The 17,514-nt window shown below is 70.3% G+C and carries 17 protein-coding genes; 6 read left to right on the top strand and 11 right to left on the bottom strand.

The features are described 5' to 3' along the window. On the top strand, positions 1 to 524 hold a 524-nt coding region (locus AC27VN_RS12125), incomplete at its 5' end, for a zinc-binding dehydrogenase (RefSeq protein ID WP_490876693.1). Here the strand turns inward: AC27VN_RS12125 and AC27VN_RS12120 are convergent. Genes AC27VN_RS12120 through AC27VN_RS12110 form a run of 3 tightly spaced genes read right to left on the bottom strand, consistent with a single transcriptional unit; the run spans position 521 to position 2,856 of the window. Continuing rightward, positions 521 to 1,645, bottom strand: a complete 1,125-nt coding sequence (locus AC27VN_RS12120) for a DUF2827 family protein (RefSeq protein WP_490876692.1) — start codon at positions 1,643 to 1,645, stop codon at positions 521 to 523. The two genes, AC27VN_RS12125 and AC27VN_RS12120, sit on opposite strands and share 4 nt — an antisense overlap. A 42-nt stretch (positions 1,646 to 1,687) precedes the next feature. Then, entirely contained in the window at positions 1,688 to 1,897 is a 210-nt protein-coding gene (locus AC27VN_RS12115) for a zinc-finger domain-containing protein (protein WP_057592770.1), read from the bottom strand. Between the two features lie 5 nt (positions 1,898 to 1,902). Next, complete coding sequence (locus tag AC27VN_RS12110) at positions 1,903 to 2,856, bottom strand: branched-chain amino acid transaminase (RefSeq protein WP_093344017.1); 954 nt, start codon at positions 2,854 to 2,856, stop codon at positions 1,903 to 1,905. 214 nt (positions 2,857 to 3,070) lie between these two features. Here AC27VN_RS12110 and AC27VN_RS12105 point away from each other — a divergent pair, with 214 nt between their 5' ends. After that, positions 3,071 to 4,057 carry a recombination-associated protein RdgC gene (locus tag AC27VN_RS12105; protein ID WP_296774595.1) on the top strand — a complete coding sequence of 329 codons (987 nt, stop codon included), beginning with the start codon at positions 3,071 to 3,073 and terminating at the stop codon, positions 4,055 to 4,057. 16 nt (positions 4,058 to 4,073) lie between these two features. Here AC27VN_RS12105 and AC27VN_RS12100 read toward each other — a convergent pair whose 3' ends face one another. Continuing rightward, positions 4,074 to 5,285: a M20 aminoacylase family protein gene (locus tag AC27VN_RS12100; protein WP_093344014.1), complete on the bottom strand. Its 1,212-nt coding sequence runs from the start codon at positions 5,283 to 5,285 to the stop codon at positions 4,074 to 4,076. A gap of 45 nt (positions 5,286 to 5,330) precedes the next feature. Further along, entirely contained in the window at positions 5,331 to 6,644 is a 1,314-nt protein-coding gene (locus AC27VN_RS12095) for an MFS transporter (RefSeq protein ID WP_490876691.1), read from the bottom strand. Between the two features lie 290 nt (positions 6,645 to 6,934). Between AC27VN_RS12095 and AC27VN_RS12090 the strand changes: the two genes are divergently transcribed. Beyond that, positions 6,935 to 7,993, top strand: a complete 1,059-nt coding sequence (locus AC27VN_RS12090; protein WP_490876690.1) for an asparaginase — start codon at positions 6,935 to 6,937, stop codon at positions 7,991 to 7,993. 16 nt (positions 7,994 to 8,009) lie between these two features. Next, on the top strand, positions 8,010 to 8,957 hold the full coding sequence (locus AC27VN_RS12085) for a LysR family transcriptional regulator (protein WP_296793881.1): 948 nt from the start codon (positions 8,010 to 8,012) through the stop codon (positions 8,955 to 8,957). On the opposite strand, the gene AC27VN_RS12080 is transcribed toward AC27VN_RS12085, so the two are convergent. The 5 genes from AC27VN_RS12080 to AC27VN_RS12060 form a co-directional block, all read right to left on the bottom strand. After that, positions 8,954 to 9,394 carry a glycerate kinase gene (locus AC27VN_RS12080; protein ID WP_208513287.1) on the bottom strand — a complete coding sequence of 147 codons (441 nt, stop codon included), beginning with the start codon at positions 9,392 to 9,394 and terminating at the stop codon, positions 8,954 to 8,956. The genes AC27VN_RS12085 and AC27VN_RS12080 overlap by 4 nt on opposite strands. 463 nt (positions 9,395 to 9,857) lie before the next feature. Continuing rightward, positions 9,858 to 11,249: a DNA repair protein RadA gene (gene radA, locus AC27VN_RS12075; RefSeq protein ID WP_490876689.1), complete on the bottom strand. Its 1,392-nt coding sequence runs from the start codon at positions 11,247 to 11,249 to the stop codon at positions 9,858 to 9,860. Positions 11,250 to 11,301: 52 nt separating this feature from the next. Further along, positions 11,302 to 12,255, bottom strand: coding sequence for a D-2-hydroxyacid dehydrogenase (locus AC27VN_RS12070; RefSeq protein ID WP_490876688.1), 954 nt, complete (start codon positions 12,253 to 12,255; stop codon positions 11,302 to 11,304). Then, a complete protein-coding gene (locus AC27VN_RS12065; RefSeq protein ID WP_490876687.1) occupies positions 12,252 to 13,253 on the bottom strand; it encodes a Bug family tripartite tricarboxylate transporter substrate binding protein in 1,002 nt (333 codons plus the stop codon). Before AC27VN_RS12065 ends, AC27VN_RS12070 begins: the two co-directional genes overlap by 4 nt. 37 nt (positions 13,254 to 13,290) lie before the next feature. Further along, positions 13,291 to 14,064 (bottom strand): class II aldolase/adducin family protein, encoded by a 774-nt coding sequence (locus AC27VN_RS12060; protein WP_203203739.1) that lies wholly within the window; start codon positions 14,062 to 14,064, stop codon positions 13,291 to 13,293. Between the two features lie 112 nt (positions 14,065 to 14,176). On the opposite strand from AC27VN_RS12060, the gene AC27VN_RS12055 reads away from it, so the two are divergent. Continuing rightward, the gene (locus AC27VN_RS12055; protein WP_093343997.1) at positions 14,177 to 15,094 is read left to right on the top strand and encodes a LysR family transcriptional regulator; all 918 of its coding nucleotides are present in this window, start codon (positions 14,177 to 14,179) and stop codon (positions 15,092 to 15,094) included. Between the two features lie 4 nt (positions 15,095 to 15,098). Here the strand turns inward: AC27VN_RS12055 and AC27VN_RS12050 are convergent, their stop codons facing one another. Continuing rightward, on the bottom strand, positions 15,099 to 16,025 hold the full coding sequence (locus AC27VN_RS12050; protein WP_296774573.1) for a LysR family transcriptional regulator: 927 nt from the start codon (positions 16,023 to 16,025) through the stop codon (positions 15,099 to 15,101). A gap of 74 nt (positions 16,026 to 16,099) precedes the next feature. On the opposite strand from AC27VN_RS12050, the gene AC27VN_RS12045 reads away from it, so the two are divergent. After that, the coding region (locus tag AC27VN_RS12045) for an FAD-dependent oxidoreductase (protein ID WP_490876686.1) at positions 16,100 to 17,514 on the top strand (1,415 nt) is incomplete at its 3' end.

Genomic DNA, 17,514 nt, shown 5'->3' with positions numbered 1-17,514 from the left:
TGAAGGGCGCGCGCGTGGTCGGCATCGCGGGCGGCGCGGACAAGTGCCGCCATGCGGTCGAGGTGCTGGGCTTCGAGGCCTGCCTCGACCGCCACGATCCCGCGCTGGCCGAGCGCCTCGCCGCGGCCTGCCCCAAGGGCATCGACGTCTATTTCGAGAACGTCGGCGGACCGGTGTTCGACGCGGTGCTGCCGCTGCTCAACATCGGCGCGCGCGTGCCGGTCTGCGGCCACATCGCCGACTACAACGCCGACGGCGAAACCCAGGGGACGAACCGCCTGCCGCTGCTGATGGCCTCGCTGCTGCAGAAGCGCATCCGCATGCAGGGCTTCGTCATCCTCGACCACTACGGCGATCGCTTCGAGGCCTTCCGCCGCGAGATGGGCGACTGGATCGCACGCGGCGAGGTCCGGCCGATGGAAGACATCGTCGAGGGCCTGGAGAACGCGCCGGCCGGCTTCATCGGCCTGCTGCAGGGGCGCAACTTCGGCAAGCGCGTGGTGCGCGTGGCCGACGAGACCTAGTTCGAGAACAGCGCGCGGATGCGCGCGTCGTGCGCCTCGATGTTCGGCGCATGCGCCGGAGCTAGCGTGCGCAGGAAGGCCGCGTTGGCCTGCGCCTGCGCGGCCAGTTGCGCATCGTGCGTCTCGGCCGCGCGCTCGATCGCGGCGGCCGCCTCGAAGACCTCGAACTCGGGGTAGTAGTAGCCCACCTCGCGCAGGAACGGCGAGTTGTGCACCAGCGCGTAGTTGCCGTAAAGCGCCTCATACAGCAGGTAGTTGAGCCCGTTCTCCCACTGGTGCGACACCACGATGTCGGTGTGGTGCGCGGCCCATTCGACGAAGGGCCCGCGCGGGTCGGCCGTGGCCTTGCCGTCCTGCACCATGCGCAGCCCCAGCGCGATGTGCTTGAAGGCCGTGTTCTCCTTCTTGTCGAAGGTGTTCGTCATGTAGACGTGCTGCACGAGCTCGGGCCGCCGCACATGGCATTCGTTGGCCGCCAGCATCGGGATCAGCGAGCTCTTGACCACGTTGAGGTTCGGCTCGAAGAAGGCGATGCGCTTGGCCCGGCCCTGGTTGCGGTAGCCGAAGCGTGCCTTGAGCTCGGCGTTGGCCGCCAGGCTCTGCTCGAGGAAGTACGGCGACCACACGTGCGGCAGCACGTGCACCGGCGCGCGGTACACGGCCTCGAAGTAGCTCTTGCAGGTGTGGGCGTGCTGCGGGTTGGTCCAGAGCTCGTCGAACTGCACGCGGTGCGGATTCGGCAGCCAGGGATTGGCCTGGAAGTTGATGGTCTCGACCGCCACCACGTAGTCGTTGCCGAAGCGGTACGACACGCAGTGCCCGCCGCGCTGGCGCACCGCCTCGACGTGCGTCGGGTGCACCAGCGCATTCATCTCGATCAGCAGGTCGGTCTGGTGGACCACCGCCGAGAGCGGCCGCAGCGCGCCGGCCAGTTCGCCGAGCATCATGCCCTCGGCATAGGCGGCGACGCCGTCGCCGTGCACCAGCCAGACCTCGCCCACCAGCGGCGAGCGCTTCAGCAGCATGTAGAGGTACACGCAGTGCTGGTTGGCGCCGTTGAACCAGATCGATTGCCGTGCATCGGCCCGGATCTCCATCGTGATCGCGACGTTGATCTTCATGGATGTTCCGGGCCTCCCCCGGTCTCTTTTTCTAAGGTTGCGTCAGTGCCGCGCCGACACCACCTCGCCGGCCTTGAGCCGGTAGGTGGTGCCGCAGTACGGGCACCTGGCCTCGCCGGTGCGCGCCACGTCCAGGTAGACCTTGGGGTGGCTGTTCCAGAGCTTCATGTCGGCCTTGGGGCTGGGGCAGAACACGCCGCCCTGGTGGTTGAGCTCCTTCGCGAGGAGTTCGACGACTGCAGTGGTGGACATGTTCTTCAGACCTTCGTGAGCCAGTGGGCGTACTTGGGATTCTTGCCGTTCACGATGTCGAAGAAGGCCGCCTGGATCTTCTCGGTGACCGGGCCGCGCGCGCCGCCGTCACCGCGGTTGCCGATCTCGACGCGGTCGAGTTCGCGGATCGGCGTGACTTCGGCCGCGGTGCCGGTGAAGAAGGCTTCGTCGGCGATGTAGACCTCGTCGCGCGTGATGCGCTTTTGCACCAGCTCGATGCCGAGGTCCTTGCACACGTGCAGGATGGTGTTGCGCGTGATGCCGTTGAGCGCGCCGGCCGACAGGTCGGGCGTGTAGACCACGCCGTTCTTGACCACGAACACGTTCTCGCCCGCGCCCTCGGACACGAAGCCGCTCGCGTCGAGCAGCAGCGCCTCGTCGTAGCCGTCGTCCAGCGCTTCCATGTTGGCGAGGATCGAGTTGGTGTAGTTGCTGACCGTCTTGGCCTGCGTCATCGTGATGTTGACGTGGTGGCGCGTGTAGCTCGAGGTCTTCACGCGGATGCCGCGGCGCATGCCTTCCTCGCCGAGGTAGGCGCCCCAGGACCAGGCCGCGACCATGGCGTGGATCTTGTTGCCCTTGGGGCTCACGCCGAGCTTCTCGGAGCCGATCCAGATCAGCGGGCGCAGGTAGCAGCTCTCGAGCTTGTTCTCGCGCACGACCTGCTTCTGGGCCTCGTTGAGCTGTTCCTGCGTGAACGGGATCTTCATGCGCAGGATCTTGGCGCTGTTGAACAGGCGCTCGGTGTGCTCGGCCAGGCGGAAGATCGCCGTGCCGCCGTCGGCCGTCTTGTAGGCGCGCACGCCCTCGAAGGCGCCGCAGCCGTAGTGCAGCGTGTGGCTCAGCACGTGGATCTTGGCGTCGCGCCAGTCCACGAGTTCGCCATCCATCCAGATCTTGCCGTCACGGTCGTCGAGCGAGGGGGGGATCGAGCTCATTTCCTGATTCCTTTGGGAGCTTTTGCAGAAAGCCTTCAGCGGGGGGAGGCTGTGGGGTGCGGCCTGAAGGCCGCCAAAGCCGCCGATTTTACGGCGCCGTGCCGCTCTTGCCTGACCGGCGCCCCGGGCCATGCACCGCCGGTGGCGCGAACCGGCCCGACGCCGCGACAATGGCCGGTTCCGCCAAACAAGCGATTGAAGGGAAAGATTCTCCGTGTCCGTATTCAAGAACGTCATCGTCTACCGCATCGAGCCCGGCTGGTCGCAAACGCTGGCCGAGGCCGAGGAAGGCCTGGGCAAGCAGCGCTTCGAGCCCTGCGGCGCCTCGCAGGAGAAGTCGGCCGGCTGGGTCGAGCCGCGCGGCGAGGCCCACGGCCCGCTGGTGGAATCCATCGACGGCCAGTGGCTGCTCGAGTACATGATCGAGAGCAAGTCGGTACCGGGCTCGGTGGTGCGCCGCAAGCTCGACGAGCGCTGCGCGCAGATCGAGGCCACCACCGGCCGCAAGCCCGGCAAGAAGGAAAAGAAGGACCTCAAGGAGGACATCACGCACGAGCTGCTGCCGATGGCCTTCACGCGCACCGCGCGCGTCACGGTCTGGGTCGACCAGGCCGAACGCCGGCTGGTGGTCAACAGCTCCAACGCGGCGCGCGCCGACGAGGTGGTCAGCAGCCTGGTGCAGAACTTCACCGGCTTCGGCACCATGCAGCTCAACACCCAGATCGAGCCGGCCGCCGCCATGTCCGAATGGCTGGCCTCGCAGGAGCCGCCCGCGGGCTTCACCATCGACCGCGAGTGCGAGCTCAAGGCCACCGACGAGTCGAAGGCCGTGGTGCGCTATGCCAAGCACCCGCTCGACATCGACGAGGTCAAGCAGCACATCGCCGACGGCAAGCGCCCGACCCGCCTCGCGCTGACCTGGGACGACCGCGTGTCCTTCGAGCTCACGCACGGCCTGCAGATCCGCAAGATCGTGTTCCTCGAGGGCACCGACGAAGGCGCCGGCGGCGGCAAGAAGGAAGACAACTTCGACGCCGACGTGGCGATCGCCACCGGCGAGCTGGGCCAGCTGGTGCCGGCGCTGCTCGACGCGCTCGGCGGCGAGGCGGCGTTCACGGCGGCACCGGCCGAGGAAGCGCCGAAGGCCGCCGCCAGCGCGACGGCCGTGACCACGGCCGAAGAGGAAGACGCGCCGTTCTGAGCCGGCGCGGCCGGCGTCAGGCCACCAGGTAGGTCTGCGCCAGCCGCACCCAGCAGGCCGCGCCCAGCGGCAGCACCTCGTCGTTGAAGTCGTAGCCGGGGTTGTGCACCATGCAGCCGCCGAACTCGCCTTCGCCGTTGCCCAGCAGCACGTAGCAGCCGGGCAGCTCGGCCAGCATCCAGGCGAAGTCCTCGCTGCCCGCGAAGCCGCGCGGCACCGTGGCCGCCACCTTGTCCGCGCCCACGAGCGCGGCGCACACCTCGGTCATCAATCGGCTCTCGGCCTCGGTGTTGACCACCGGCGGCACCAGCGGCCGGTAGTCGATGGAGGCTTCCACGCCATGCGCCTGCGCGGTCAGCGCGACGATCTCGCGGATGCGCGACTCGACCAGCGCGCGCGTCTCGGGCCGGGCCGCGCGCACGTTGAGCCCGAGCGCGACCGATTGCGGAATGACGTTGTGGGTGGCGCCGCCGCGGATGAAGCCGACCGACAGCACCGCCGTGTCGTCGGGCGCGACGTTGCGCGCCACCACGCTCTGCAGCGCGGTCACGGTGGCGGCGGCCGCCACCACCGGGTCCTGCGCGCGGTGCGGCATCGCACCATGGCCGCCCTTGCCCTGGATCGTCACGTCGGCCACGTCGGACGAGAGCGTGACCGGCCCCGCCTGCACGATGAAGCTGCCGGCCGGCACGCCGGGCGCGTTGTGCAGCGCATAGACCGCGTCGCAGGGAAAGCGCTCGAACAGGCCGTCCGCGATCATCGCGCGCGCGCCGCAGAGGTTCTCCTCGTCGGGCTGGAAGATCAGATTCAGCGTGCCGTCGAAGTCGCGGCTCTTGGCGAGCGCCTTCGCCGCCGCGAGCAGGATCGCCGTGTGGCCGTCGTGGCCGCAGGCATGCATGCGGCCGTGCTGCCGGCTCGCATAGGGCAGGCCCGTGGCCTCGACGATCGGCAGCGCGTCCATGTCGGCGCGGATGCCGAGGCGCCGCGTGCCGCTGCCGAGCCTGAGCTGCCCCACCACGCCGGTCTTGCCGATGCCGGTGTGCACCTCGTAGCCCCATTCGCGCAGGAGCCGCGCGACCAGTTCGCTGGTCGCGCTCACCTCGAAGCCGAGTTCGGGCTCGGCATGGATCCGGCGCCGGATGTCGACGAAGGCCTCGGTGTCGATCTCGATCGGCGGCAACAGGCGGGACAGGAGCTTGGTGGTCTGGAGGCTGAGTTCGCGGGTCATGGAAGGAAGTCGTTTCGCGGAAAAGGTGGGACAGGAAGGCGGCGCTCAACCGACGCGCCGTTCGCGCAGGCTCAGCAGCGCGCCGATGCTCAGCACGCCGCAGGCCATCATGTAGAAGGCCGGCGAGAGCGGGTTGCCGGTCTGCGCCAGCAGCCAGGTCACGATGAACTGCGAGGAGCCGCCGAAGATCGTGACGCCCACGCTGTAGATCACCGAGATGCCGCTGGCGCGCACGCCGATCGGCAGCATCTCGAGCAGCATCAGGAACATCGGCGTGGTGCCGATGTTCACGCTCGCCGTGAGCAGCGCCGACAGGCACAGCACCAGCGGCACGCTCGGATGGTGGCTGATGAGCCAGAACACCGGGCCCACCGCGACCAGGCTGAACAGCAGCGAGCCGATCGCCAGCGGCTTGCGGCGCTCGAGCCGGTCGGCCAGCCGGCCCGCCACCAGCGACACCACGAACAGCGTGATGCCGGTGACGCAGCCCGACAGCAGCGACAGCGAGGGCGGCATCTTCAGCACGCGGATCATGTAGGTGGGCATGAAGAACACCACCAGGTACATGGTGGCCGTGCCCGCGGTGGTCGCGAGGATGCCCTTGAACACGGTGCCGCCGTGGGCGCGCAGCAGCCGGCCGATCGGGCTGGCTTCGTGGCTCTCGGCCTGGTGCGTTTCCTCGAGGTGCGAGCGGATGTACAGGCCCACCGGCGCGATCAGCAGGCCCAGCAGGAAGGGCAGGCGCCAGCCCCAGCTCTCGAGCGAGGCCTGCGGCAGCAGCGCATACAGCAGCGCACCGGTGAGCGCGCCGGCCAGCGCCGACAGGCCCTGGCTCGCGAGCTGCCAGCTGACGCGGAAGCCGCGGCCCTTGACGCCGCCGGCCTCCATCAGCATCGAGGTCGCGGCGCCGACCTCGCCGCCGAGCGAGAAGCCCTGCAGCAGCCGGCCCGCGACGATCATCAGCGAGCCGAACACGCCGGCCGAGGCATAGGTGGGCGCGAGCGCGATGCACAGCGTGCCGGCCACCATCAGCGCGATGGTCAGCGTCATCGCGGCCTTGCGGCCCTTGCGGTCGGCGTAGTTGCCGATGATCACGCCGCCCAGCGGCCGCATCACGAAGCCGATGCCGAAGGTGGCGACCGCGAGCAGCAGCGAACCGAAGGCGCTGTCGGAGGGAAAGAACAGCTTGCCGATCAGCAGCGCGAAGAAGCTGTAGACGGTGAAGTCGTACATCTCGAGCGCGTTGCCGATCGAGCAGGCGGCGATCAGCCGGAACTGGCTCTGGCCGCCCTTGGTGGCGGTGGCGGGTGGGGAAGAAGCCAGCACGGGGCTGGCAGGCAGGGCGGCGGCTTCGCTCATTCGATCTCCACGGGGCGTTGTTGCGGACGACGGATTCGCGAAGCGCGAACTTCATGCGGCGCATGGCACCCCGAACCCGTGGCGGCGGAGTATTCAGGCAAAGCGCGGTGGCGAGGAATCACAAATTTTCATGCCGATAACCAAAAGGCATCCCCCGCAGAAGCAGGGCCGCGAAGCCATCGGTGGAACTACCGAGATGGCGCATCGCGCGCCATTCGCGGGCATGGCGCCTTCACAATGGCGCGTCGGCGCCCTGCCGCTTCCCAGCCCTCGAGAAAAAGGACAACACCATGAAGCTCATCCGCCACTGCCTCTGCCTGCTGGCCCTCGCGCCCTGCTGCATGATGCCCGCCTCGGCCCAGGGCACCCGGCCCGTCGTGCAGTTCATCGCCACCGGCGGCACCATCGCGATGAAGGTCGACCCCGTCACCAAGGGCGTGGTGCCCGCGATCTCGGGCGACGACCTGATGCAGACCGTGCCCGATGCCGGCAAGTACGCCACCATCGAGGTCAACAACTTCTCGGCCATGTCGGCCAACTACGTCGAGCCCAAGTGGTGGACGCGCCTGACCAAGGCGGTGGACGACGCGCTCGCGCGCCCCGAGGTGGCGGGCGTGGTGATCGCGCACGGCACCGACACCATGGAGGAGACGGCCTACTGGCTCGACCTCACGGTCAAGTCGAACAAGCCCGTGATTCTGATCGGCGCGCAGCGCAATGCGTCCTCGCCGGACTTCGACGGCCCACGCAACCTGCTCAACGCGATCCGCATCGCCACCACGCCCGAGGCCGTGGGCCAGGGCGTGATGCTCGCGATGAACAACCAGATCAATGCCGCGCGCACCGTGACCAAGACCCACACCGGCAACGTCGAGACCTTCAAGTCGGGCGACTTCGGCTTCATCGGCGAGGTCTGGGACGACAAGGTGGTGTTCTCGCGCACCGCGCTGCGCCGCCAGCACATCGACATCGGCAGCGCCGAGATGCCGCGCGTGGAGATCCTCGCGATGTTCGGCGGCGCCGACGGCTCGCTGCTGCGCTACGCGGTGGACCAGGGCGCCAGGGGCATCGTGGTGCAGGCCGTGGGCATGGGCAACATGAACGTCTCGATGTACGAGGCCGTGAAGTACGCGCTGTCGCGCGGCGTGCCGGTGGTGATCGCCACGCGCGTGCCCAACGGCCGCACCATGCCGCTGTACGGCTTCGTGGGCGGCGGCAAGACCACCTTCGATGCCGGCGCCGTGATGGCCGGCGACCTGAGCCCGCAGAAGGCGCGCCTGCTGTTGATGCTCAAGCTGCACCAGGGCGTGAGCGACAAGGCCGGCCTGCAGGCGGCCTTCGACCGTTGAGGCCCGGGCGCGCGCGATGAAGCTGCAGCAGTTGCGCGTGCTGCTCGCGGTGGCGCAGCACGGCAGCATCCACGAGGCGGCGCGCAGCCTGCACACCACCCAGCCGGCGCTGTCGAAGGCGATCGCCGAGCTCGAGCGCGAGCTCGGCGTCACGCTGATGTCGCGCTCCACGCGCGGCGTGAGCCTCACGCCCTACGGCGCGGCGCTGGTCAAGCGCGCCAGCGTGGTCGAGCAGGAGCTGCGCCATGCGCTCGAGGACATCGAGGCGATCCGCGGCCACGACGAGGCGCGGCTCGACATCGGCTTCACCGCGGTGGCCTCGAACGGCCCGCTGCCCGAGGCCATGGCCGCGTTCCGCCAGCGCTTTCCGAACGTGGCGCTGCGCGCCTTCGAGATGCGGCCGCAGCAGATGCTCGAGGGCCTGCGCGAGGGCCGGCTCGACCTCGGCCTGATCTCGACCTGCAGCGGGCCGGGCTCGAACGTGTTCCAGTGGGAGCCGCTGTTCTCGGTGGCGATGCACCTGTCGGTGCGCGCCGGCCATCCGCTGCGCCGCGTGCGCAAGCTGCGGCCGCTGCTCGATGCCGACTGGCTGGTGCTCGACCCGGTCGACGATCCGTTCAGCCCGCTGGTCAGCACCATGCGCCTGCACGGGCTCGAGATGCCGCGGCGCATGGTGCAGAGCGCCTCCAACCTGCTGGGCCTGCAGCTCGCCACGCAGACCGACCTGGTCAGCATGTGGTCGGACGCGGTGTTCCACGGCGCCGGGCCGCTGCGCCTGAGCGGCGACGCGCTCGAGCGGCTGCCGATCACCGACGAGCTGCCCGACTTCGAGGTCTACCTGGTCTACCGCTCCGCCGACCTGATGACGCACGTGTGCACCGAGTTCGCGAAGGAGGCGCGCCACCATGCGCGCATCAACCCGCCGTGGCGCGCGCCGCGCGGCGCGCGCAAGGCCGCCGACTAGGCCGAAGGAGACGCCGGCGCCTCGGGCTCGTCGTCCTGGACCTCGGGCCGCGTCAGCGTCCAGCCCTGCAGCTTGCCGCCGTTGAACACCGTGTCGACGTATGAGCCGCCGGCATCGGTCCAGCGGTAGTGCTCGGGCTGCTGGTCCTGCGGCGAGCGCAGTTCGCCGAGCGCGCGCGTCATCGCGACCACGTGCATCAGCGTCACGCCGGGCTTGAGCTTGGCGTTGAGCATCACCGAACTGGCCACCGTGCCCACGGGCCGGTCGGCCGCGCGCTTGAGCACCTGCATCGCGCGGTTGAAGTGCATCAGCAGGAACATCACGATCGCGCCGGCCGCCAGGGCCACGCCGCCCCAGCCATAGCTGCGCCAGGCCAGACCGAGCACGACGAGCGCCCCCACGGGCACGAGAAACTTCTGGAAATTCATGGCCCGCATTGTCGCCGCGCCGGCGCGCCGGGGTAGCGAGCCCGGCTACCGCCAGGCGCATCTCGCGCTACCGGGCCACAAAGCCGCCCGCGACGCGGGCCGTCGCGGGCACATTTCGCCGCACGGGCATCGGCCCGGGCCCCGCAGACACCGCAGATGAACATTCCACGCTCCGTCACCTTCGTCCGGCTCAGCCTCGCCGCCCTGCGCGGCACCGGCGAACCCCGGCACGAACCAGGCGGCCGCGGCGGCCCACGTTGTCAGGGAGAGGCCGCCGTCGGCGGCCGGAACGCGATGAACCCGGCCCCGTCGCCCGGCGGCCAATGCCGGCGCGACGGCGGCCCGGCGTTCACGCCACGCAGCGACGCACGAATCAGGGGGTAGGAGGTTGGGAGCTCGCCGGGCGCGCCGCCACCGATGCGCCAGGCGTTTTTTCACGGGCCGTTGCGGCCCGTTTTTTTTGGGCGCTCGCTCACTCGAGCCCGCGCACCACGTCCATCGCCTCCTCGATGCGGTCCACCGCGTGGATCGTCAGGCCCTCGATGTCTTTCGTGCCCTTGCGCGGCGCATTGGCCCTGGGCACCACCGCGATGCTGTAGCCCAGCTTGGCGGCCTCGCGCAGCCGCTCCTGGCCGCGCGGCGCGGGCCGCACCTCGCCTGCCAGGCCCACTTCGCCGAAAGCGATGAAGCCCTTGGGCAGCGGCTTGCCGCGCAGGCTCGAGGTGATGGCCAGCATCACCGCGAGGTCGGCCGCCGGTTCGCTGATGCGCACGCCGCCGACCGCGTTGACGAACACGTCCTGGTCCATGCAGGCCACGCCCGCATGGCGATGCAGCACCGCCAGCAGCATCGCGAGCCGGTCGCGGTCCAGGCCCACCGACAGCCGGCGCGGGCTCGGCCCGCCATCGTCGACCAGCGCCTGGATCTCGACCAGCATCGGCCGCGTGCCCTCGAGCGTGACCAGCACCACGCTGCCGGGCACCGGCTCGGTGTGCTGGCTCAGGAAGATCGCGCTCGGGTTGGCCACGCCCTTCAAGCCGCGCTCGGTCATCGCGAACACGCCGATCTCGTTGACCGCGCCGAAGCGGTTCTTGATGGCGCGCACCAGGCGGAAGCTCGAGTGCGTGTCGCCCTCGAAGTACAGCACGGTGTCGACCATGTGCTCGAGCACGCGCGGCCCCGCGAGCGCGCCCTCCTTCGTGACGTGGCCCACCAGCACCACGGCCGTGCCGCTGGTCTTGGCGAAGCGCGTGAGGTGCGCCGCGCATTCGCGCACCTGCGCCACCGAGCCCGGCGCCGAGGTGAGCTGGTCGGAGTAGACGGTCTGGATCGAGTCGATCACCGCGATGGCCGGGCGCGTGGCGTCGAGCGTGGCGATGATCTTCTCGAGCTGGATCTCGGCCAGCACCTGCACCTGCGAGTGGTCCAGCCCCAGCCGCTTGGAACGCAGCGCCACCTGCGCGCCGCTCTCCTCGCCCGTGACGTAGAGCGCGTTCTGCCCCGCGCGCTGCAGCGCATCGACCGCCTGCAGCAGCAGGGTCGACTTGCCGATGCCCGGGTCGCCGCCGATCAGCGTGACGCCGCCGGCCACCACGCCGCCGCCGAGCACGCGGTCGAGCTCGTCGAGGCCGGTGGGCGTGCGCGCGACGTCGCTGGCCTCGATCTCCGAGAGCACCGCGAGTTCGGAGGCCCCGGCGAGCGACGCGAACTGCGTGCCGAAGCGGTTGTTGGCCGGGGCGTTCGCGCCGCCGGCCGCTTGTTCGATCAGTGTGTTCCAGGCGCCGCAGCTCGGGCACTTGCCGAGCCACTTGGCGCTGGTGCCGCCGCATTCGCTGCAGACGTAGATGGATTTGTCCTTGGCCATGGCCGGGAGTTTAGGGCGTGGCCCCGCGCCACCGCGGCGCGGGGACGCTCGCTCAGCACACGCGGTTGACCAGCGCGCCCACGTCGCCCACCGCCAGGGCCGCCGCGTTGTCGAGCAGCATCGGCAGCACCTGCCGCGCATAGACGTCGCTCAGGCCGCCGATGTGCGGCGTGGCGATCACGTTCGGCAGCCGGCGCAGCGGATGGCCGGCCGCGAGCGGCTCGGTCTCGTACACGTCGAGCCCGGCGCCGGCGATGGTCCCGTTCTCGAGCGCCGCGAGCAGCGCGTGCTCGTCGACCACGCCGCCGCGCGAGAGGTTGACGAGGAAGGCATGCGCCGGCATGGCCGCGAGCACCGGCGCATCGATCAGGTGATGGGTGCGCGCATCGTGCGCAGTCAGCACCACCACGAAATCGGCCTGCGCCACCACCTGTTGCAGCCGCTCGCGCCCCTGCACGTCGTCGAAGCCGTCGATCGGCGCGGGCGTGGCCGAGATGCCGCTGACCCGCATCCCCATCGCCTGGCAGCGCCGCGCCAGCTCGCGCGCGACGTGGCCGGTGCCGACCAGCACCGCGTGCCGGCGCCACAGCAGCGGCTGTGCCCATCGGTGCCAGGCGCCTTCGCGCTGGTCGCGCAGCATGCGCGGCAGGTCGCGCGCCAGCGCCATCATCATCAGCAGCGCGAGCTCGGACATCTGCGGGCCATGCACGCCGCGCGACGAGGTCACGAGCGTGCCGGGCCGCAGCGCGGGCGAACCGGTGATGGTGTCGGTGCCCGAGGTCAGCGCATGGACCCAGCGCAGCGCGGGCCCGGCCGCGAGCATCGCGTCGTCGACCCACGGACCCGAGACCACCAGCGCCTCGACCTCGGCCAGCAGGCGCAGCGCCTCGGCGCGCTCGGTGGTGGCGTGCACGGCCAGCGCCGGGCAGCGCGCGCGCAGGGCCTGCGCATAGAACCCGGCCTCGCCGTTGAAGACCAGCAGCGAGCGCAGCGGCGGCGCCGTCATTCGAGCTTGATGCCGGCGGCCTGGATCACGGCGCGCCACTTGGCATTCTCCGAAGCGATGAACTCGGTGAAGCGGGCCTGCGAGGACGGCGCGGGCTCGACGCCGATGAGCGCCAGCTTCGCGCGCACGGCCGGATCGGCGATGACCTTGTTGAGCTCCAGCGCCAGCCGGTCGACGATGGGCTGCGGCGTGCCCTTGGGCACGGCCAGGCCGGCCCAGGTGTCGAAGTCGATCTCGCCCACGCCCGCCTCGGCCAGGGTCGGCGCCTCGGGATAGAGCGCCGAGCGCGTCTTGCCCGCGGTCGCGATGATCTTCGCGCGGCCGCCCTGCACGTGCGGCAGCGCGGCCGGCAGGTCGGCGAACATGAACGACACGCGGCCGGTGGCGACCTCGGGCGCGGCCTGCACCATGGCCTTGAACGGCACCGCAGTCATGTCGGCCTTGAGCTGGCGCTTCATCAGCTCCGAGCCCAGGTGGCCGCCGCTGCCGCTGCCGCCGATCGCGAACAGCAGCGGCTGGCTGCGCGCCGCCGCGAGGAACTTGGGCATGGTGTCGAGCGGCCCGCCGGCCTCGACCATCAGGAACAGCGGGAAGTGCACCAGCTGCGTCACCGGCGTGAGCGCATCGCTCGCATAGGGCAGCTTGTCGTAGAGGTTCGGGATCACGGCCATGGTCGACAGCGCCGCGAAGAACACGGTGTAGCCGTCGGGCGCCGCGGAAGCAGCCGCGGCCGCGCCGATCACCGTGTTGCCGCCGGGCCGGTTGTCGATCACGATCGGCTGACCCAGTGCCACCGAGAGCTTCTCGGCAATGATGCGCGAGCTCTGGTCGGTGCCGCCACCGGGCGTGTAGGGCACCACCCAGCGGATCGGCTTGCTCGGCCAGACGGCCTGCGCACCGGCGCTCGTGGCGCCCGCTGCGAGTTGCAAGGCCACGGCGGCCATGCCCAGCAGCGCGGCCGCGCGGCGCGGCCATCCAACGGTCTTCTTCTTCGTCATCGTGTGTCTCCTGTCGTTCTCGTTGGGGCTGCCGGCTTCAGGTCGCGTACGACGGATCGATGCGGTCCAGCAGCCGGCGCAGCGCCGGCCAGTCGTTGTCGCGCGCCGAGCGGCCGGGCCGGTCGAGCGCCTGCGCCACCTTCTCGGCGATCTCGTCGCTGCATTCGATGAGTTCGGCGCCGCCCGACTGCGCGCGCACCTGCGCCTCGCAGGCGCGCTCGAGGTAGTAGAGGCGCTCGAAGGCCTCGCGGATGGTGTCGCCCGCGGCCAGCAAGCCGTGGTTGCGCAGGATCATCACGTTGTGCGGGCCGAGGTCGCGCACCAGCCGGTCCTGCTCGCTGAAGTCGAGCGCCACGCCTTCGTAGTCGTGGTAGCCGATGCGGCGATGGAAGCGCATGGCGTGCTGCGACAAGTTGAGCAGCCCGCGCCGCTGCGCCGCCACCGCGATGCCGGCGGCGGTGTGGGTGTGCAGCACCGCGTGCAGGTCGGGCCGCGCGCGATGGATGCAGCTGTGGATCAGGAAGCCCGCGGGATTGATGCCGATGCCGGTCGGGTCGAACACCACCTCGCCGTCGATGTCGACCTTGACCAGGCAGGAGGCCGTGACCTCGTCGAACAGCACGCCGTAGGGGTTGATGAGGAAATGCGCCTGCGTGCCCGGCACCTTGGCCGTGAGGTGGGTGTAGATCTGGTCCGTCATGCGGTAGTAGCCGGCCAGCCTGAAGGCCGCCGCCAGATCGACGCGCTGCTGCCACTCCGCGTCGGACACGGCGGCGCGCGTGTGCGCGAATGAAAAGCCCGAGCCGTTCATCGAGTCTCCTGTTGTCGTTGGCGCCCTCCGGATGCAGGGCATGGGCGAGATTGGAGCGGAGGACGCAGCGCGAGAGAATCGAAACTTATTTTGCAAGCGTCGAAATAAATTCATGAATCACGATGGCTCGATCCCCGGCACCAGCCTGCGCCAGCTGCGCGCCTTCGTGGAGGTCTATCGCTGGCGCAAGCTCAGCGCGGCCGCCGACCGGCTCTACCTCACGCACTCGGCCGTCAGCGTGCTGGTCCGCCAGCTCGAGGCCGCCACCGGCACCAGCCTGTTCGACCGCACCACGCGCTCGCTGAGCCCGACCGAGGCCGCGCACGAGATGCTGCCGGTGGCCGAGCGCATCCTGCGCGACGTGCGTTCGCTCGAGACCGGCTTCCGCGGCCAGGCCGCGCCCAGCGGGCGCATCGGCATCGCGGTCACGCCGACCATCGCGCTGACGCTGGTGCCGCCGGTGATCCGGCATTTCAACGACCTGCACCCGGGCGTGCGCGTGCAGCTGGTCGACTGCGAGACCGAGCAGTTCGTGCCCCGCATCCTCTCGGAGCAGGTGGACTTCGGCATCGGCTCGCCCGACCAGGAGGTGGCGGCACTGAGCCAGCGCACGCTGATCCACGACCACCTCGCGCTGGTGTGCCTGCCCAGCCATCCGCTGGCGCGGCGCCGCCAGGTGCGCTGGAGCGACCTCGCGGGCCATGCGCTGATCACGGTGAAGGCCGGCTACGGCATCCGCAATGCCATCGACCGCACCGCGCGCGCGGCCAACGTGGCGCTCGACATCCAGCAGGAGGTGTCGCTGTTGACCACCGCGCTCGCGATGAGCGCCTCGGGCCTGGGCGCGTCGATCGTGCCGGCCGAGCTGGTGGCGCAGTGCGGCTTCAAGGAACTGGTGGCGCGCAAGATCCACGCGCCGGTGGTGACGCGCAACATCTCGGTGGTCGCCAAGCGCGACCGCACGCTCTCGGTGGCGGCCAAGACCTTCATCGAGACCATGCAGGCCTACCTGGCGCGGCCTCGCGCCTGAGCCTTCAGATCGCGAATTCGCTCGCCAGCAGGTCGGCGAAGGCGGCCGCGGCCGGCGACAGCGAACGGCCCTGCCGCGTGACCACCGCGATGTTGCGCGCCACGGTCGGCCGGATCAGCCGGCGCGCGACCAGCCGCGAGGGATCGGCATGCGCGAGGATCGACGCCGGCAGCAGCGCCGGCCCGAGCCCGCCCGCGGCCATCGCGAGCGCGGTGGTCAACAGCGTCACCTCGTAGGCGATCTCGAGCCGCACGCCGGCCTCGGCGGCCGCGGCATCGATGCTGTTGCGCACGCCGTAGCCGGGCTTGACCGTGATGAGCCTCAGCGCCGCGAGCTGGCGCCAGGTGATGCCCGCGGCGCCGCCGGGCAGCGGCAGGTCGCGGTCGGCGATCACGGCGAGGTGATCGTGCACGAACACGCGCTCGTCCAGGCCCGGCGTGCGCGCCTGCAAGGTGCCGACGCCGAAGTCGACCTGGCCGCTCAGCACGGTCTCGACGAACTGGCTCGGCGCGCAGTCGTCGATCGCCACCTTCACCTCGGGATGCTGCTGCGTGTAGCGGCGCAGCGCGCGCGGCATCAGCGTCTGCGCGATGGTCGAGGTGACGGCGATGCGCAGGCGGCCGCGCCGCCCGGCCGCGAGCTCGGCCATGCCGCTGCCCAGCGCGTCGAGCTCGGCCAGCACGCGCTCGGCATGGCCAATGGCTTCGTCGGCCGCGGCGGTGCGGTGCAGGCTGCGCGTGGTGCGGTCGAACAGCCGCACGCCGAGCCGGTCCTCGAGCTCGCGCAGCAGCACGCTGACCGCCGGCTGGGTGAGCGACAACGCCGCGGCGGCGCTCGACAGCTGGCCGCTGTGATAGACGGCCGCGAAGGCGCGCAGCTGGCGCACCGAGGGCACGCCGCGCATTGATAAAGGCTTTTTATGAATGGCCATGAAAGTTTCACTTCTGTCGGATGGCACTTCGGCACTGTAATGGCCGCCGTCCACAACGAGAGACAAACGAACCCATGACAGAACCACTGCAGGCGCAGGTGCTGATCGTTGGCGGCGGGCCGGTCGGCCTCACGCTGGCCATCGACCTGGCGCAACGCGGCATCGACGTGCTGGTCACCGAGATCCGCCACCGCGGCGAGCCGCCGAACGTCAAGTGCAACCACGTGTCGGCCCGCTCGATGGAGATCTTCCGCCGGCTCGGCGTGGCGCAGGCACTGCGCGACGCGGGCCTGCCGGCCGACTATCCGAACGACGTGGCCTACCGCACCACGGTGACGGGGCCCGAGCTCTCGCGCATCCCGATCCCCGCGCGGCGCGAGCGCTACACCGCCACCGGCGGCCCCGACACCTGGTGGCCCACGGCCGAGCCGCCGCACCGCATCAACCAGATCTTCCTCGAGCCGGTGCTGTTCGCGCATGCCGAGGCCACGCCGGGCCTGCGCATCCGCAACCGCACGCGCATCGACGACTTCGAGCAGGACGACGAGGGCGTGTGGGCGACCGGCGTCGACCTCGACGACGGCAGCGCGGTGCGCATCCGCTGCAGCCACCTGATCGGCTGCGACGGCGGGCGCTCGACGGTGCGCAAGAAGATCGGCGCCAACCTGCGCGGCACCGACGTGGTGGGTCGCGTGCAGTCGACCTACTTCCGCGCGCCCGCGCTGCTGGGCCTGCTGAAGAACAAGCCGGCCTGGGCCACCTTCGCGCTCAATCCGCGGCGCTGCGGCAACGTCTATGCGATCGACGGGCGCGAGACCTGGCTGCTGCACAACTACCTGCTGGCCGACGAGACCGACTTCGAGTCCATCGACCGCGACTGGGCGATCCGCCAGATCCTCGGCGTGGGTGCCGACTTCGAATACGAGGTGATCTCGAAGGAGGACTGGATCGGCCGCCGCCTGGTGGCCGAGCGCTTCCGCGACCGCCGCGTCTTCATCTGCGGCGACGCGGCCCACCTGTGGATCCCGATGGCGGGCTACGGCATGAACGCCGGCATCGCCGACGCGATGAACCTGTCGTGGCTGCTCGCGGGCCACCTGCGCGGCTGGCTCGCCGAGGCCGCGCTCGGCGCGCACGAGGCCGAGCGCCAGCCGATCACCGAGCAGGTCTCGAAGTTCGCGATGAACCATGCGCTGGCCCTGCAGAAGCAGCGCGAGGGCGTGCCCGAGGGCATCGAGGCACCGGGCCCCGAGGGCGACGCGTTGCGCGCCGCGCGCGGCCAGGCGCTGTACGACCTCAACGTGCAGCAGTACTGCTGCGGCGGTCTGAACTTCGGCTACTTCTACGACGCCTCGCCGCTGATCGCCTACGACGGCGAGGCTGCGCCGGCCTACACCATGTACGACTTCAAGCCCTCGACCGTGCCCGGCTGCCGTACGCCGCACCTGTGGCTGGCCGACGGCCGCTCGCTCTACGACGCGATGGCCGC

Source organism: Variovorax sp. 20P10.2.4, from assembly GCF_058244205.1.
The sequence above is the reverse complement of the archived record's forward strand: the minus strand, read 5'-3'. Positions and strand labels throughout refer to the sequence as shown.

Coding starts and splice junctions, on each gene's coding strand:
- AC27VN_RS12120 (WP_490876692.1), bottom strand. CDS start 1,645: ATGAAGATCAACGTCGCGATCACGATGGAGATCCGGGCCGATGCACGG.
- AC27VN_RS12115 (WP_057592770.1), bottom strand. CDS start 1,897: ATGTCCACCACTGCAGTCGTCGAACTCCTCGCGAAGGAGCTCAACCAC.
- AC27VN_RS12110 (WP_093344017.1), bottom strand. CDS start 2,856: ATGAGCTCGATCCCCCCCTCGCTCGACGACCGTGACGGCAAGATCTGG.
- AC27VN_RS12100 (WP_093344014.1), bottom strand. CDS start 5,285: ATGACCCGCGAACTCAGCCTCCAGACCACCAAGCTCCTGTCCCGCCTG.
- AC27VN_RS12095 (WP_490876691.1), bottom strand. CDS start 6,644: ATGAGCGAAGCCGCCGCCCTGCCTGCCAGCCCCGTGCTGGCTTCTTCC.
- AC27VN_RS12090 (WP_490876690.1), top strand. CDS start 6,935: ATGAAGCTCATCCGCCACTGCCTCTGCCTGCTGGCCCTCGCGCCCTGC.
- AC27VN_RS12085 (WP_296793881.1), top strand. CDS start 8,010: ATGAAGCTGCAGCAGTTGCGCGTGCTGCTCGCGGTGGCGCAGCACGGC.
- AC27VN_RS12080 (WP_208513287.1), bottom strand. CDS start 9,394: ATGCGGGCCATGAATTTCCAGAAGTTTCTCGTGCCCGTGGGGGCGCTC.
- radA (WP_490876689.1), bottom strand. CDS start 11,249: ATGGCCAAGGACAAATCCATCTACGTCTGCAGCGAATGCGGCGGCACC.
- AC27VN_RS12070 (WP_490876688.1), bottom strand. CDS start 12,255: ATGACGGCGCCGCCGCTGCGCTCGCTGCTGGTCTTCAACGGCGAGGCC.
- AC27VN_RS12065 (WP_490876687.1), bottom strand. CDS start 13,253: ATGACGAAGAAGAAGACCGTTGGATGGCCGCGCCGCGCGGCCGCGCTG.
- AC27VN_RS12060 (WP_203203739.1), bottom strand. CDS start 14,064: ATGAACGGCTCGGGCTTTTCATTCGCGCACACGCGCGCCGCCGTGTCC.
- AC27VN_RS12055 (WP_093343997.1), top strand. CDS start 14,177: ATGAATCACGATGGCTCGATCCCCGGCACCAGCCTGCGCCAGCTGCGC.
- AC27VN_RS12050 (WP_296774573.1), bottom strand. CDS start 16,025: ATGGCCATTCATAAAAAGCCTTTATCAATGCGCGGCGTGCCCTCGGTG.